This window comes from Marinicella marina, from assembly GCF_030065545.1.
Taxonomy (GTDB): domain Bacteria; phylum Pseudomonadota; class Gammaproteobacteria; order Xanthomonadales; family Marinicellaceae; genus Marinicella; species Marinicella marina.
In genome coordinates this window covers 75,271-88,916 of the sequence record NZ_JASJNC010000008.1, presented here as the reverse complement: position 1 = coordinate 88,916, position 13,646 = coordinate 75,271, and the positions used below count along the sequence as shown (strand labels likewise).

The 13,646-nt window shown below is 42.9% G+C and carries 11 protein-coding genes; 10 read left to right on the top strand and 1 reads right to left on the bottom strand.

What is annotated here, in order from left to right:
* The first annotated feature begins 88 nt into the window (after positions 1-88).
* The 10 genes from QNI24_RS12970 to QNI24_RS12925 all read left to right on the top strand — a co-directional run bounded on the left by QNI24_RS12970 (position 89) and on the right by QNI24_RS12925 (position 11,973).
* Complete coding sequence (locus QNI24_RS12970) at positions 89-691, top strand: YdbL family probable chaperone protein (protein WP_283708737.1); 603 nt, start codon at positions 89-91, stop codon at positions 689-691.
* A 2-nt stretch (positions 692-693) separates the two neighbouring features.
* On the top strand, positions 694-2,022 hold the full coding sequence (gene rlmD / locus QNI24_RS12965; RefSeq protein ID WP_267176619.1) for a 23S rRNA (uracil(1939)-C(5))-methyltransferase RlmD: 1,329 nt from the start codon (positions 694-696) through the stop codon (positions 2,020-2,022).
* A 181-nt stretch (positions 2,023-2,203) separates the two neighbouring features.
* Positions 2,204-2,848, top strand: a complete 645-nt coding sequence (locus tag QNI24_RS12960; protein ID WP_267176620.1) for a DUF4124 domain-containing protein — start codon at positions 2,204-2,206, stop codon at positions 2,846-2,848.
* Between the two features lie 167 nt (positions 2,849-3,015).
* Positions 3,016-4,182, top strand: coding sequence for an acyl-CoA dehydrogenase family protein (locus QNI24_RS12955; RefSeq protein WP_267176621.1), 1,167 nt, complete (start codon positions 3,016-3,018; stop codon positions 4,180-4,182).
* Between the two features lie 2 nt (positions 4,183-4,184).
* Positions 4,185-6,428 (top strand): thiamine pyrophosphate-dependent enzyme, encoded by a 2,244-nt coding sequence (locus QNI24_RS12950; protein WP_267176622.1) that lies wholly within the window; start codon positions 4,185-4,187, stop codon positions 6,426-6,428.
* A complete protein-coding gene (locus tag QNI24_RS12945; protein WP_267176623.1) occupies positions 6,421-7,308 on the top strand; it encodes an adenylate/guanylate cyclase domain-containing protein in 888 nt (295 codons plus the stop codon). The genes QNI24_RS12950 and QNI24_RS12945 overlap by 8 nt, the downstream gene beginning before the upstream one ends.
* A gap of 93 nt (positions 7,309-7,401) precedes the next feature.
* Positions 7,402-8,235, top strand: a complete 834-nt coding sequence (locus tag QNI24_RS12940; RefSeq protein ID WP_267176624.1) for a 5-bromo-4-chloroindolyl phosphate hydrolysis family protein — start codon at positions 7,402-7,404, stop codon at positions 8,233-8,235.
* A 9-nt stretch (positions 8,236-8,244) separates the two neighbouring features.
* Positions 8,245-9,417, top strand: a complete 1,173-nt coding sequence (locus QNI24_RS12935; RefSeq protein WP_267176625.1) for a toxic anion resistance protein — start codon at positions 8,245-8,247, stop codon at positions 9,415-9,417.
* Positions 9,392-10,057, top strand: coding sequence for an NAD(P)H-dependent oxidoreductase (locus tag QNI24_RS12930; RefSeq protein ID WP_267176626.1), 666 nt, complete (start codon positions 9,392-9,394; stop codon positions 10,055-10,057). The genes QNI24_RS12935 and QNI24_RS12930 overlap by 26 nt, the downstream gene beginning before the upstream one ends.
* Positions 10,054-11,973 (top strand): cation:proton antiporter domain-containing protein, encoded by a 1,920-nt coding sequence (locus QNI24_RS12925; RefSeq protein WP_267176627.1) that lies wholly within the window; start codon positions 10,054-10,056, stop codon positions 11,971-11,973. The genes QNI24_RS12930 and QNI24_RS12925 overlap by 4 nt, the downstream gene beginning before the upstream one ends.
* A gap of 12 nt (positions 11,974-11,985) precedes the next feature.
* Here QNI24_RS12925 and QNI24_RS12920 read toward each other — a convergent pair whose 3' ends face one another.
* The gene (locus QNI24_RS12920) at positions 11,986-13,578 is read right to left on the bottom strand and encodes a cation:proton antiporter domain-containing protein (RefSeq protein ID WP_267176628.1); all 1,593 of its coding nucleotides are present in this window, start codon (positions 13,576-13,578) and stop codon (positions 11,986-11,988) included.
* Between the last annotated feature and the right edge of the window lie 68 nt (positions 13,579-13,646).

Here is a 13,646-nt window from a genome sequence, read left to right as displayed (position 1 = left end):
GAATACTGGTTTATTTAGAAAAAAGATTCAGATTAGATTAATCATGCCAATGTATAATGTGGCTATTTAATAAACACAGGTCATGATGATGAATAAATGGTCAAAATCAATGTTGCTCAGTTCTTTTGTTTTTGTCGCAGCATGCGTCACAATCAATGTCTATTTCCCAGCAGCCGAAGTCGAATCAGCAGCCAAGGAGTTTGTGGAGGATGTGCTCCGAGAAGATTCAGATACACCAACAGATGACCAGTCTTCAGTCTTTGATGAGGTATCTGTTCACAGCATCGCAGCAGCGATTAATCCAATTAATTGGTTCATTGGAACGGCACATGCACAAGCTGATATCACTTTGTCATCACCAGCAATCACAGCGTTAAAGAACAAGATGATAGAACGCATGAGCCAATCGTTGAGGTCTCATCTTGATAGTAATGTCATTGGATTTACCAACACGGGTCTGGTTGAGGTTATTGATGCCAGTCAGTTGGGTTTGAAAGACCGCCAAGCATTGAAAAAAGTGGTTGCAGATGAAAATCGTGACAGGGAAGCTTTATATCGTGAAGTGGCCATTGCCAACAATCACCCTGAGTGGGAAGAACAAATCAGAGCCGCTTTTGTTAAACAGTGGATTGGACAAGCCAAGTCAGGTTGGTCATATCAAAACGCCTCAGGGCAGTGGGTTAAAAAATAACAATGGGTAGAAGATCAAGGAATAAATTACCACAGGAGCCAGTTGAGCTGACCATTGAGGATTTGACTCACGATGGCAGAGGCGTGGCCAAATGGAACGAAAAAGTGGTGTTTGTACAAAACGCTTTGCCTGGTGAAGTGGTCATGGCAAAACTGAATCGCAAAACGCGCAACTACAATGAGGCGCTGGCTGTAGAAATACTCAAAGCATCTGACGATAGGGTTGAACCAAAATGCGAGTTTTATACCGTATGTAATGGTTGTTCTATGATGCATTTAAAAGAATCGAAACAAATCGAATTTAAATTCAATACTTTAAAGAGTAATTTTCATAAAATGTCTCATGTCGAACCTGAGACATGGTTGTCACCATTAACCGATTCTCATTGGAATTATCGCAGGCGCGCACGTTTGAGTGTTAAGTGGGTCACTGCCAAGGATAAAATGTTGGTAGGCTTCAGAGAAAAAAATGGCCGCTTTGTGGCCGATATGAACCATTGTTTGGTGCTGGAAAAGCCATTGGCTGATTTATTACAACCATTGGCAGATTTATTTGCGCAAACTACCATCAAACAATTCATTCCACAAGTTGAATGTTCGATGGGCGATAACGTCACCTCATTGATTATCAGGCACATGAAGCCATTTGAAAGCGATGATCTGATGCTGATTAAAAAATTTGCTGATAAGCACCAGCTGCAAATTTATTTACAGTCTAAGGGGCCCAAAACTGTGATTGGGCTTGAAGCTTATGCTGAACAGTTGAACTTTAAACTGCCTGAACAAAATTTAACCTATGAATTTCTACCCAATGATTTCATTCAAGTGAACCGCCATATGAATGAAAAAATGATTGAACAAGCATTAACCGCTATGGAAATTGAATCAGAAGACGTGGTTTTGGACTTGTTTTGTGGTCTGGGTAACTTCACATTGCCCATGGCGCAGCGGGCCGCTGAAGTTGTTGGTGTTGAGGGTGATGAACAACTCGTTGTCAGGGCCAAGCACAATGCCGCATTGAATCAAATTGAAAATGCCGAGTTTTATATGGCTGATTTAACTGAAGACCAAGACAACAGTCCTTGGTTCAAACAACAGTACAGCAAAGTTTTGATTGATCCACCGCGCAGTGGCGCATGGGAAATCTTGCCATTGATCGCGCAAACCACTGCTAAGAAACTCATCTATGTTTCCTGCCACCCGGCCAGCTTAGCAAGAGATACTGATCGTTTAGTCAATGAGTTGGGTTTTAAACTAGAAAAGGCAGGTGTGATGGATATGTTTCCCCATACCTCCCATGTCGAATCAATGGCTATTTTTACCAGGGATTGAATGTTAAACAATGTCAATTCATCACTTCGATTGAAACTTAGTTGATGTAGATGATTCAAAATACAGGTTACACAAAAAGCATAAAAGCTTGTGATGTGTTTTTGCTGATTAAGTCACTGAAATCAATCATTGAGAATGATAAAATGACAATAACAGCTTATTAAATTTAGAAGGTAAGAGAATGAAATTATTCCATTTAATTGTGATGTTGATGTTGATGTTGGTGATGGCACACGCTGCCGAAGCCAAAATGTATAAGTGGGTCGATGAAAACGGTAAAGTTCACTACAGTGATAAAGTGCCACCAGATCAAGTCGAACATGCCAGAGAACGCATAGGTGAGACTGGAGTGGTTGAAGAAAAAATCAAACGGGCTTTGACTGATGAAGAAAAAATCGCCATGGCTGCCCAGCTCAAGCAAGAGCAAGAGGCTGCTTTACAAGCCAAACTAGATGCTGAGAAAGAGGCCAAAGAACGCAATAAAATATTAATGTCTTACTCAAGTGCTGAACAAATCAAGCGCCTGAAAGGAGAACGCATCTCGGCCTTGGAACGTAACATCCAAACAGCCAAAGATAATTTGGTGATTCAGGAAAAAAATCACGCTGATTTAATGAAGCGGGCAGCTGATAAAGAACGCAGTGGTGAGTTGGTGTCTGAAACCTTTTTGAATCAAATTCAGCAAGTCAAAGAACAAATTGATTACCAAAAACAATTCATTGTAGATAAAACCAACGAAATCGCTGTGACTGAGACCAAGTACGACGATGAACTTAAAAAATACAACAAGTACACAGCTGATACAGATGAAGCTGAGTCAAACTGAGCTACAGCAACTTAGATTCATGCACTGAATCAAGTAAATTGAAAACCTCATAATGATTTCATTATGGGGTTTTTTTTTGAAACGGTTGTTTTAAATTTGCTTGCTACACTATCCCTAACACACTCAGTCGAGTAAAATATTTAGATTATTTTTTTATGGGGATACCTATGTCGTCAAAAATCGACAAACTTGATATATTTGATATCAAATCACAACTTTCTGAAGAAGAACAGATGGTTCAAGAGTCCATTGGTAGGTGGGTTGATGAGCGTGTTCTGCCGATTATTGGACCAGCATTTGATCAACACCAATTCCCCATGGATTTAATTCCTGAAATGGCAGATTTGGGCTTGTTTGGTAGTACCATTCAGGGCCATGGTTGTGCCGGTTTGAACTACACATCATATGGCTTGATTTGTCAGGAACTCGAACGGGGCGACAGTGGTTTACGCAGTTTTGCATCAGTGCAAAGTTCTTTATGCATGTTCCCCATTGATGCTTTTGGCAGTGAAGAACAAAAACAAAAATGGCTACCTCAAATGGCCAAAGGTGAGGTGATTGGATGTTTTGGCTTGACCGAATCGCATGCCGGTTCTGACCCAGCCTCTATGAAAACTCACGCCAAGAAAGACGGCGATGACTGGATACTCAATGGCTCAAAAATGTGGATTACCAACGGTTCGATTGCCGACATTGCTGTGGTTTGGGCTCATACTGATGATGGCATTCAGGGTTTCATTGTTGAAAAGGACATGCCTGGCTTTGATACAGAAACCATTCACCGTAAAATGTCACTGCGCGCATCCATCACATCTGCCTTGTTTTTTGATGATGTTCGTATTCCCGATGCCAACCGCCTGCCTCATGTCAAAGGTCTAAAAGGGCCATTGAGTTGTCTCTCTAATGCTCGATATGGCATTTCGTGGGGACCCATTGGTGCGGCTCAGGCTTGTATGCAAGAGGTACTGGATTACACCGAAGAACGGGTGTTGTTTGATCGAACCTTGAATGCCAACCAAATCATCCAACAGAAACTCTCGGACATGTCTCGCCGCATCACCACAGCACAATTATTGGCCTTGCGTTTGGGACAATTAAAAGACAGCAACCAAATCCAACCCACGCAGATTTCAATGGCAAAGTGGAATAATGTCCGCATGGCACTGGATGTCGCCAGAGAATGTCGTGACATGTTAGGTGGTGCTGGAATCACCACTGAACACGTTGCCATACGTCACATGTTGAATTTAGAAAGTGTGATTACTTACGAAGGCACCGAAACCATCCATCAATTAGTGGTTGGTCGTGAATTAACAGGTAAAAATGCTTTTTAAACATGAGCAATAAACAAAGCAAAGTGATCAACCGCGCTGCCGTGGTTGATCAGAACTTCATAGACTTTCTTCAATCCTACCAAGCAGAATCTCCCAAACAAGACCTTACAACCAATGGCTTAAGTGGTCGTAAGTTGCTCGATTTATTTGAATCTCAAATCCGTTCAAGGCAGTTGGATTTAATGGCCAGGGCCTTGAAGTTAGAAAACAAAGTTTTTTATACCATCGGCTCATCCGGCCATGAAGGCAATGTCATGTTGGGCGACTTGGTCAGGCACACAGATCCCGCTTTTCTGCATTACCGCAGTGGTGGCTTAATGATGGAACGCGCCCGTAAGATTGCCGAGATTGACCCAATATGGGACACCTGTCTGTCATTTGCCGCAAGCAAAAATGATCCAGCTTCAGGTGGTAGGCACAAAGTGTGGGGTTCCAAACCACTTTGGGTAATACCACAAACCAGCACTATTGCCAGTCATTTACCAAAGGCACTGGGATGTGCATTGGGTATAGAGTTGGCACAGCGTTCAGCAGTTGAGATGCCGATTCCAGATGATTCCATTGTGTTGTGTAATTTTGGTGATGCCAGTACCAATCATTCAACTGCTCAAGGCGCCTTCAATGCAGCCAGTTGGTCGGCTTTTCAGGGTTTAAAAACTCCGATTTTATTTGTTTGTGAGGACAACGGCATCGGTATATCGGTCAAAACACCTGAAAATTGGATTGCTGAGAACTTTAAGTTTCGGCCTGGCATACAATACTTTTATGCTGATGGGCTTGATCTCGAAAACGGCTACCAGCAAGTTAAAAGGGCTGTCGATTACTGTCGGCAAGAACGCAAACCAGTGTTTTTGCACTTAAAGACCACCCGTTTGATGGGGCATGCTGGCACAGATTTTGAGGTGGATTATCGAAAAATGGCTGATTTAGAGGCCTGTGAGGCGCAAGATCCATTGTTAAAGTCAGCTGCATCAGTCATGAACCACAATCTCATGAGTTCTTCACAAATTATTGAAAAATATAAAAATATTTATGATGAATGCATGGAAAAAGCCAACAAAGCCCATGTCGATAGCAAAATTACAACACTCACTGAGGTAGTCGCCCCTTTGGCACCTGAATCAAGGACAGCCGTGCACCAAGAGGCGGCTCGGTCGGTTGTTGCAGCGCAACGCACTGAATTTTTTGGCAGTGAAAAAGCGCAACCTGAAAATCAAGCAGCCAAGCACATGGCAATACTGATTAATAAAGGCCTGAATGATTTGATGCTGAAATACCCGGAAACGGTTTTATTTGGTGAGGACGTGGCACAAAAAGGTGGTGTTTACACAATCACCAAACAATTGTTGAACAAATTCGGGCCCAAACGAATATTTAATACGTTATTGGATGAACAAACCATTCTCGGTCTGGCGCAGGGTTATGCCACATTGGGATTGTTACCCATGCCTGAAATTCAATATTTGGCTTATTTTCATAATGCCTGTGACCAAATCAGGGGTGAGGCGGCGAGTTTACAATTTTTTTCAAATGGTCAATTCAGCAATCCAATGGTAGTCAGAATTGCGGGCTTAGGATACCAAAAGGGTTTTGGTGGTCATTTCCACAATGACAATTCAGTGACTGCTTTGAGAGACATACCGGGCGTTATGGTGGCCTGTCCTTCGCGTGGTGATGATGCAGTAAAAATGATGAGAACCATGGTGGCTTTATCTAAAGTCAATCAGCGTGTGTCTTTGTTCATTGAGCCTATCGCCCTGTACATGCAGAAAGACTTGTACGAGGAAGGGGACGGTTTGTGGAATAAAAAATACCCGGCTCCAGGGGAATATGCGCCATTGGGCTCACCCAGGGTTTATAACAGCCAGGCCAAAGACGTGTTAATCATCACATATGGCAATGGTGTTTTGATGAGTTTAAGGGCAATCAAAGCATTTCAAAGAAAGCACACAACAAAGGTAAAATTGTTGGATTTACGCTGGTTACAACCCTTGAATGAAAAAGCCATCAAGAAACATGCGGAAAATTTTGATAGAATAATCATTGTAGATGAAGGACGTCGTTCGGCTTGTGTAGGAGAAGGTGTTATCACCATACTGACAGAACTTGAAAAACAACCTAACTACTTGAAACTGATTACCGGTGCTGACAGCTTCACGCCTTTGGCAGATGCAGCTAAGTTGGTGTTACCGGATGAATCGGTGATTTTAACAACATTAATTGATTCAGAGAAGGCCATTGACTGAACTGTGCATCTTATTTGCTGACATTGCTGAGAGTACCGCGCTGTTTGAAAAGCACGGTGATGAGGCGGCTCGAGAAGCCATCTCGTCAGTGCTTGAGGTGCTGTTATCTGAAGCGGAGAAGCACCAAGGGCAATTAGTCAAAACCATTGGCGATGAAATCATGTGTACTTTTCCCAAAGCCAACCATGCGTTGTTGGCGGCGGTTGATATGCAAAATGCTGTCAGTGGTAATTTTGTTCTGGGTAATCACCCCATCACAATCAGAGTTGGGTTCCACTATGGTGATGTGATAGAAGAGGATGGTGATGTTTTTGGCGATGCCGTCAATGTGGCTGCCAGAATGACTGGATACGCTAAAAAAGGTCAAATCATCACCAATTCAATCACTTTTAAAACCTGTTTGATACCACCTTTTTTGACCCACCGCTCACTGGGCAAGGCCAAAATAAAAGGCAAACTATTACCAGTAGAGATTATTGAGGTGCTGTGGCAACAGGATACCAGCCAGGTAACACGAGTGACCTCGGCATTGGACATCAAGATACCGACCACCAAGTCCCAACTTAAATTAGAGCTCAATGCGCAACAACAAATCATGACCGATCAGTCACCCACCAAGACCATTGGCCGAGGTGATGATTGTGACTTACAGGTGAGTATGTTAATGGCCTCGCGTCATCACGGTGAAATACAATACGCCAGTGGTCATTTCAAGTACACTGATGAGAGCACCAATGGCACTTGGATTTTACAAAATGGCAATGACCCAATCCGAATACACAGAGATTCCATGTTGTTACAAGGTGAGGGCCAGATTACATTTGGTGAACCAGATTTTTCAAATCTGGAACAACTGTTACAATTCAAAATCCTCAAATGAGTAGGTATTAAAAATGCTTGAATTTATGCGAAAATTAACCGGTTTCGGCTTACTTACCATCTCAATGGTCTATGTGGCAGTGAGGATGATTTGATGCCAGTTAAATACCGCGAGAAAACCCAGCGTACATTGCTTAAGTTTCACTCAACCGCTTGGTTGTTGTACCTCTATAGCATGCCATTTTTGGTCGCGACCTTCGCACAATTGGCGCAAGGTAAGTTGATTGGTTTTCTAATCAGTGGCGGCGTATTCTTTGGGGTGTTGCTCTCAGCTGTGTGGATGAGCAATGGACGAAAAAACAAATTTCATTACCGCCAACGTAAATTTGTTATCAAAAAACCCTTTCCTCTGATGATGTTGTCGTCACTGACCTTGGGCGCCTGTTCTTTGTTGGGTTCATGGCTGGTTGCTGGTATGGGGATGTTTGAATCAATTGCTTATGGCCTGGCTGCGAGTGTCGGTTCCGTATTGTGGTACGGCATGGATGAGGTCAGTGCATCATCATTTGGCGCTGTTAAAGACCAAGATTCTAAAGAAATTTTGGCGCTGAGTGAACAATCCATTGTCAACATAGAACAAGCCAACAGACACATTGCCAATCGCGAACTTTCAGCTTACCTAACAAAAATCATTAAAACCAGTCGCGAAGTGGTCAATACTTTGGTTAATCACCCAGAAAAAATACCGCAGGCACGTCGATTTTTGCACTCTTATTTGGGTGCAACTGAAAGCGTCATCAAAAGGTATGCTGATACGCATAAATTGGTAGATGATGAGTCATTAGAGAAGAATTTTAAAAACGTGTTACAGAATATTGATTCTGTATTCGAAGAACAAAATCAAAAACTCCTGGAAAATCAGGTGTTTGATTTGGATGTTGATATTGAAGTATTGAATACTTTGATGGAAAAACAAGGCATTAACTAAGAGGATAGTATGAGCGATAAAGAAAACAAAACCATGGTGGATACCAAAACCGATGTATTGCAAAGCACAACTGATGGTGAAATAGTACCTGGTGTTATGAACGAAATGGTGGCTTATAAAGACGTGGATCAGGAAGAGAAACAACGCATTGATGCTTTGATGGCCGAAATTGACATGAGTGATGCCAATTCGGTGATTTTCTTTGGCACCAAGGCCCAAGAAAAAGTTACAGAAATCTCAGACAAAATGCTTGAAGGGGTTAAAAACAAAGATTTAGGGCGTTCAGGTGAAGCTTTGAATGAAATGGTCGCAACCATTCGTGGGTTTGACATCGATGAATTGGACCCAAACAAAAAGCCAGGCTTTTTTGCTCGGTTGTTTGGCAGAGCCAAGCCTTTGGTCAAGTTTTTACAGCGTTATGAAGAAGTCAAAAAACAAATTGATAAAATCACCAATAAATTGGAAGCCCATAAAACCACCTTATTAAAAGACATCACCTCATTGGATCGTCTGTATGTGGCTAATTTAGAGTACTTTCATACCTTGGAAGATTACATCAAAGCCGGCGAGGAAAAAATCAACCAGCTGCACAATGAAGTCATTCCAAAAATGGAAAAAGAAGCAGAGGGCAGTGATGACATGCTGTTGGCTCAACACCTCAGAGACATCAGGTCGTCAACTGCTGATTTAGAACGTCGTGTACATGATTTGCGTTTAACCCGACAAGTGACTCTACAAAGCCTACCAAGCATACGCTTGGTACAAGAAAACGACAAAGGCTTGATCAATAAAATCAATTCAACCATAGCCAACACAGTTCCACTGTGGCGTCAGCAACTGGCACAAACAGTGACCATCTGGCGTTCTGAACAAGCGGCTGATACATTAAAAGATGCCACTGATTTAACCAATGAGATGTTGGCAGCCAATGCCGATAATCTAAAGATAGCCAATCGCAAAGTCAGAGAACAAATGGAGCGCGGTGTTTTTGATATAGAAGTGGTGAAACAAGCCAATCAGAAACTGATAGAAACCATTGATGATTCTTTGCGCATTGCTGAGGAAGGCCGGGCTAAACGTGAAGTGGCCGTGGTCGAACTGCAACAGACTGAAGAAAAACTGCGGGATGCCTTGTTGTCCGCCAAAGCGCGCTACAATGAAGTCAACAAAGCAACCGACTGACCTTAAAACCAAAACAGAATCAGTGAAACAAAAAGTACTGATTCTGTTTGCCCATCCTGTTTATCAGACCTCATTACTGAATCGCTCTCTGCTTGCAGCGTTGCCTGATGATAACCACATCACCTTGCATGATTTGTACGAGGCTTATCCTAATTTCATGATTGACGTGGCTCACGAGCAACAGCTTTTGAGACAACATGATGTGATTATTTTTCAACATCCGCTGTACTGGTATTCCTCACCAGCCATCATCAAAGAATGGATGGATTTGGTCCTCGAACACGGTTTTGCCTACGGCACTGAGGGAACGTCCCTCAAAAACAAACAATTCATGTCAATCATAACCTCCGGTGGCGATAAGGATAATTATTTGGGTGACAGAGGCATCAGAAATTTACTCAAGCCTTTTGAGTTAACTGCTGAGCTGTGCCAAATGAATTATTTACCACCTTTTGTTACTTATGCAGGCTTGAAAATAAAAGCCAATAATTTTGATCAAGAAATTACTGAACATTACCTCGAACAACAAATTAAGCAGTATACCCAGCTGATTAATGACCTGATTCATGGGCGCATTGATTACATTCAATGTCAGTCTATGCATACCATCAACCAACATTATGAAGGCAGAGCAAGATGACTGAGGCATTCGTTATTGCCAGTTTGTTTTTGGGTTTGGCGGTACTTTTGGTGCCCTTGGCCAATCGCTTGAATTTAGGTTCTGTGTTGGGTTATCTGATAGCAGGGGCATTTGTAGGCGGCGCTTTGACTTGGTTGGCTCCCATGATGGGCATGGACTCTGATTATTTACTGGAACAGTTGAATCATGCGACCGAATTCGGCGTGGTTTTGATGTTATTCGTGATTGGACTTGAAATCCAACCCAGCCACCTGTGGCGCATGAAAGGCACCATCCTCAATGCCGGTGGCTTACAAGTCAGTTTGACTGCCCTGTTAATCATGGCTGTTGCCATGTTTGGTTTCGGTTTGGATTGGCGCATGGGGCTGGCCATTGGTTTAACTTTGGCGTTGTCATCGACTGCCATCATCATGTCTACACTCGATGAGAAGGGCTGGCAAAATACGGTGGGTGGAAAAGCTTCGTTCTCAGCTTTACTGTTCCAAGATATTGCGGTGATTCCAATTATTGCAGTGATACCTTTGTTGGCTGTCAGTGTGCCATCGGCCACAGAACATGCGGCTCATGGCATTGATATCACCAGCCATTTACCGACCTGGTTGAAACCCATTGTGGTGGTTGGGGCGATTGTCTTGGTGTATGTCTTTTCTCGCTACTTGATCAACCCACTGTTTGATTACATTGCCAAGGCCAGACAAAAAGAAATATTTACCACAGCAGCACTCGGTTTGGTGACATTGATTGCCGCTTTGATGTCTTTGATTGGTTTGTCGCCGGCTTTGGGGGTTTTCATTGCAGGTGTGATTTTAAGTGAAAGTGAATACCGGCATGAGTTAGAAGCCGATATTGAGCCATTCAAAGGCTTATTGCTCGGGGTGTTTTTTATGACCGTAGGCGCGGCCTTTAATTTTGTCTTGTTTGCGGCACAATTTTGGTTAATCATTGGTCTGACTTTTGGTTTGATAGCGCTTAAAGCTGCTGTTTTGTATGTGGTTGGCTGGACTTTGAAACTGAAAAGCATTGAACACGCTTTGTTTTTCCTCGCCTTGGCGCAAGGTGGTGAGTTTGCGTTTGTTTTATTAACCCTCGCTGTGAGCAATCAGGTGGTTGATCCATCTATTGCTGATACCCTCAGAATAGTAGTGGCATTATCTATGGCCATCACGCCGCTGTTGTTCTTGTTTTATGAGAAAGTTTTGTTGGCTCGTATGAACCCAAAAGAGGAGCAGCAGCGGGCAGCAGATGACATGGATGAAAACAACCGTGTTATCATTGCTGGCGTCGGCCGCTTTGGACAAATAGTTGGTAGGATGATGCAGTACAACCAATTCAGTATCACTGCGCTGGATAATAACCCAGACATGATCGATACTCTAAGAAAATTTGGTTGGAAGGTGTTTTATGGTGATGCCACGCGGATGGATCTGTTACATGCTGCCGGTATTGAATCGGCCTCAGCGATGGTAGTGGCGATGGATGATGCTGAAAAGGTGGTCAAATTATCGGCTTATTTGTTAAAACACCACCCACAACTTGAACTTTTCGTTCGGGCCAAAGACCGAACTGTTGCTTATCAATTACACCATTTGGGGGTGAAGCATGTGTACCGTGAAACATTTGAAACCTCTGCCACATTGGGTGAAGATGTCTTAAAACATTTAGGTATGCGAGCTTATCAAGCCAAAAGGTCAAAACTCAGGTACCAACAAGAAGATGAAGCTTTGGTCAAGAAACTAGCCGCTTCATACATGGAGGAAGATGAGAAAGGCCATGTCATGAAGGTTCAAGAACAATTAGCCAATCTGGCTGAAGTGCTGGATAATGACCAACACATCAAACAGTACCAATTAGGCAATGACTCTGGCTGGGATGAGAGCTCTTTAATAGCAGATCTGGGTAACAAACCCAAAGATTGAGACCACAGCCCTTTAGTTTTGATTGACCACATGGGCAGCGAAACCAGCGCCAGCTTCGGTGAATATATTGAATACAGTATCTACGCCTTTTTCATTCAATTGAACAATTTCATCAGGGAATTTAGCGGTGGCAGCAATGTGACCTTTGAATCCTGTTTCTTTCAGTTGTTCTATAACTGCCATGGTGGTGTTGAATCTGGGTAAGGTTAAAAGCACCAATTTAATTTGATGTTCTTGGTTAACCCGATCCCAAAAATCGGCATCACTTGGGTCGCCTTGAATCACGTTGCGGTTGTCAGCGACTTGATTTTCTACCGTATCGGCGTAAATATCCACGCCAACCACTTTATCACCGTATTTTTGAATCAGTTGATCATAAGCACCAGTACCTACTGTTCCCATGCCAATAACGGCCACATGGGCATCGCCCATGTCGAGCAACTTATCATAAGAAAGTCGTTCTGGAAGTTGTAGCTTTTTCCACATGTCGCGGTATTTGGTGTACAGGCTGTTGCCGTATTTGTTGATGATGGCCGAGAACACAAAACTGAATGCCAAAGCCAATGCCATGGCAATCAACCAATCAGGCTCAATCCATTGGTTAACCACGCCGATGGCCATCACGATCAAGCCAAACTCACTGTAATTACTTAGGTTAATGGTTGAGAGTAGGGAGGTGCGGGCCCTGAGATTGAATTTAACAAACAAAAAGAAGAACAAGGCACCCTTAAATAAAATAAAAGGGGTCAATAGAAGTGCCAATGTGATTGTTTCTAGTGTCGGTTGGCCATACAAGCCGATGGTCAAGAAAAAGCCCAATAAAAACAGATCTTTGAATCCAAGCATGTTTTTTACCAGCTCCTCTGACTTGAGGTGATTGGCCATAATCATGCCAATGATCAAGGCGCCTAAATCACCTTTGATGCTAACAAGTTCAAATACCTCGGCACCACCAATCGCCAACAAAAAGCCATACAGTACCAATAATTCACCGCGTCCTACTTGTTTCAGAACAGCATATAAAACATGCCTTAAAGGAATCAATAGGATCAAAGCGAGAGCCCAAACAGATGGCAGCTTGTTGGCCGATACGGCTAAGAATAAAACGGCAAAAATATCTTGGAAAATCAACACACCCAAGGCCATTCTGCCATGCAAAGAGTCCATTTCACCTTTGTCCTCCATCGATTTCACCACAAAAACCGTACTGGAAAAACTGAAAGCGAATGCAATCAATATGGCCGTTTCCAAACTGAGGTCGGTGAATTTTGGTATGCCAACAGCGGCAAAGGCAAAAAATAGCAGCGTGAAAAAAGCAATCACCACAGAAGTGTGGATGGTGGTCACAGCCCAAACTTGGGGACGCAACAGGTTCTTGACCTTGATTTTTAAACCAATGGTAAACAACAACAAAGTGATGCCCAGGTCGGCCATTTTTTCAAGCAGATCTCGATCAACTATATTTTGTGTAGAGAGGATAAACCCTGAGACCAAGAATCCCAACATGGGCGGTAAGCCAATTTGTTTCGCTAATAAGCCCAAAGCGAAGGTCAGACCTATCCATAAAAAGTCATTCAAAGCTATAGCTACCCAAGCAAAATCCATAATATCAGCTCATTAATTGATTGAAGGTGATTAATTCAGTCATTCACAACTTTCCGGTGACTCATGCA

Coding starts and splice junctions, on each gene's coding strand:
- QNI24_RS12970 (WP_283708737.1), top strand. CDS start 89: ATGAATAAATGGTCAAAATCAATGTTGCTCAGTTCTTTTGTTTTTGTC.
- rlmD (WP_267176619.1), top strand. CDS start 694: ATGGGTAGAAGATCAAGGAATAAATTACCACAGGAGCCAGTTGAGCTG.
- QNI24_RS12960 (WP_267176620.1), top strand. CDS start 2,204: ATGAAATTATTCCATTTAATTGTGATGTTGATGTTGATGTTGGTGATG.
- QNI24_RS12955 (WP_267176621.1), top strand. CDS start 3,016: ATGTCGTCAAAAATCGACAAACTTGATATATTTGATATCAAATCACAA.
- QNI24_RS12950 (WP_267176622.1), top strand. CDS start 4,185: ATGAGCAATAAACAAAGCAAAGTGATCAACCGCGCTGCCGTGGTTGAT.
- QNI24_RS12940 (WP_267176624.1), top strand. CDS start 7,402: ATGCCAGTTAAATACCGCGAGAAAACCCAGCGTACATTGCTTAAGTTT.
- QNI24_RS12935 (WP_267176625.1), top strand. CDS start 8,245: ATGAGCGATAAAGAAAACAAAACCATGGTGGATACCAAAACCGATGTA.
- QNI24_RS12930 (WP_267176626.1), top strand. CDS start 9,392: ATGAAGTCAACAAAGCAACCGACTGACCTTAAAACCAAAACAGAATCA.
- QNI24_RS12925 (WP_267176627.1), top strand. CDS start 10,054: ATGACTGAGGCATTCGTTATTGCCAGTTTGTTTTTGGGTTTGGCGGTA.
- QNI24_RS12920 (WP_267176628.1), bottom strand. CDS start 13,578: ATGGATTTTGCTTGGGTAGCTATAGCTTTGAATGACTTTTTATGGATA.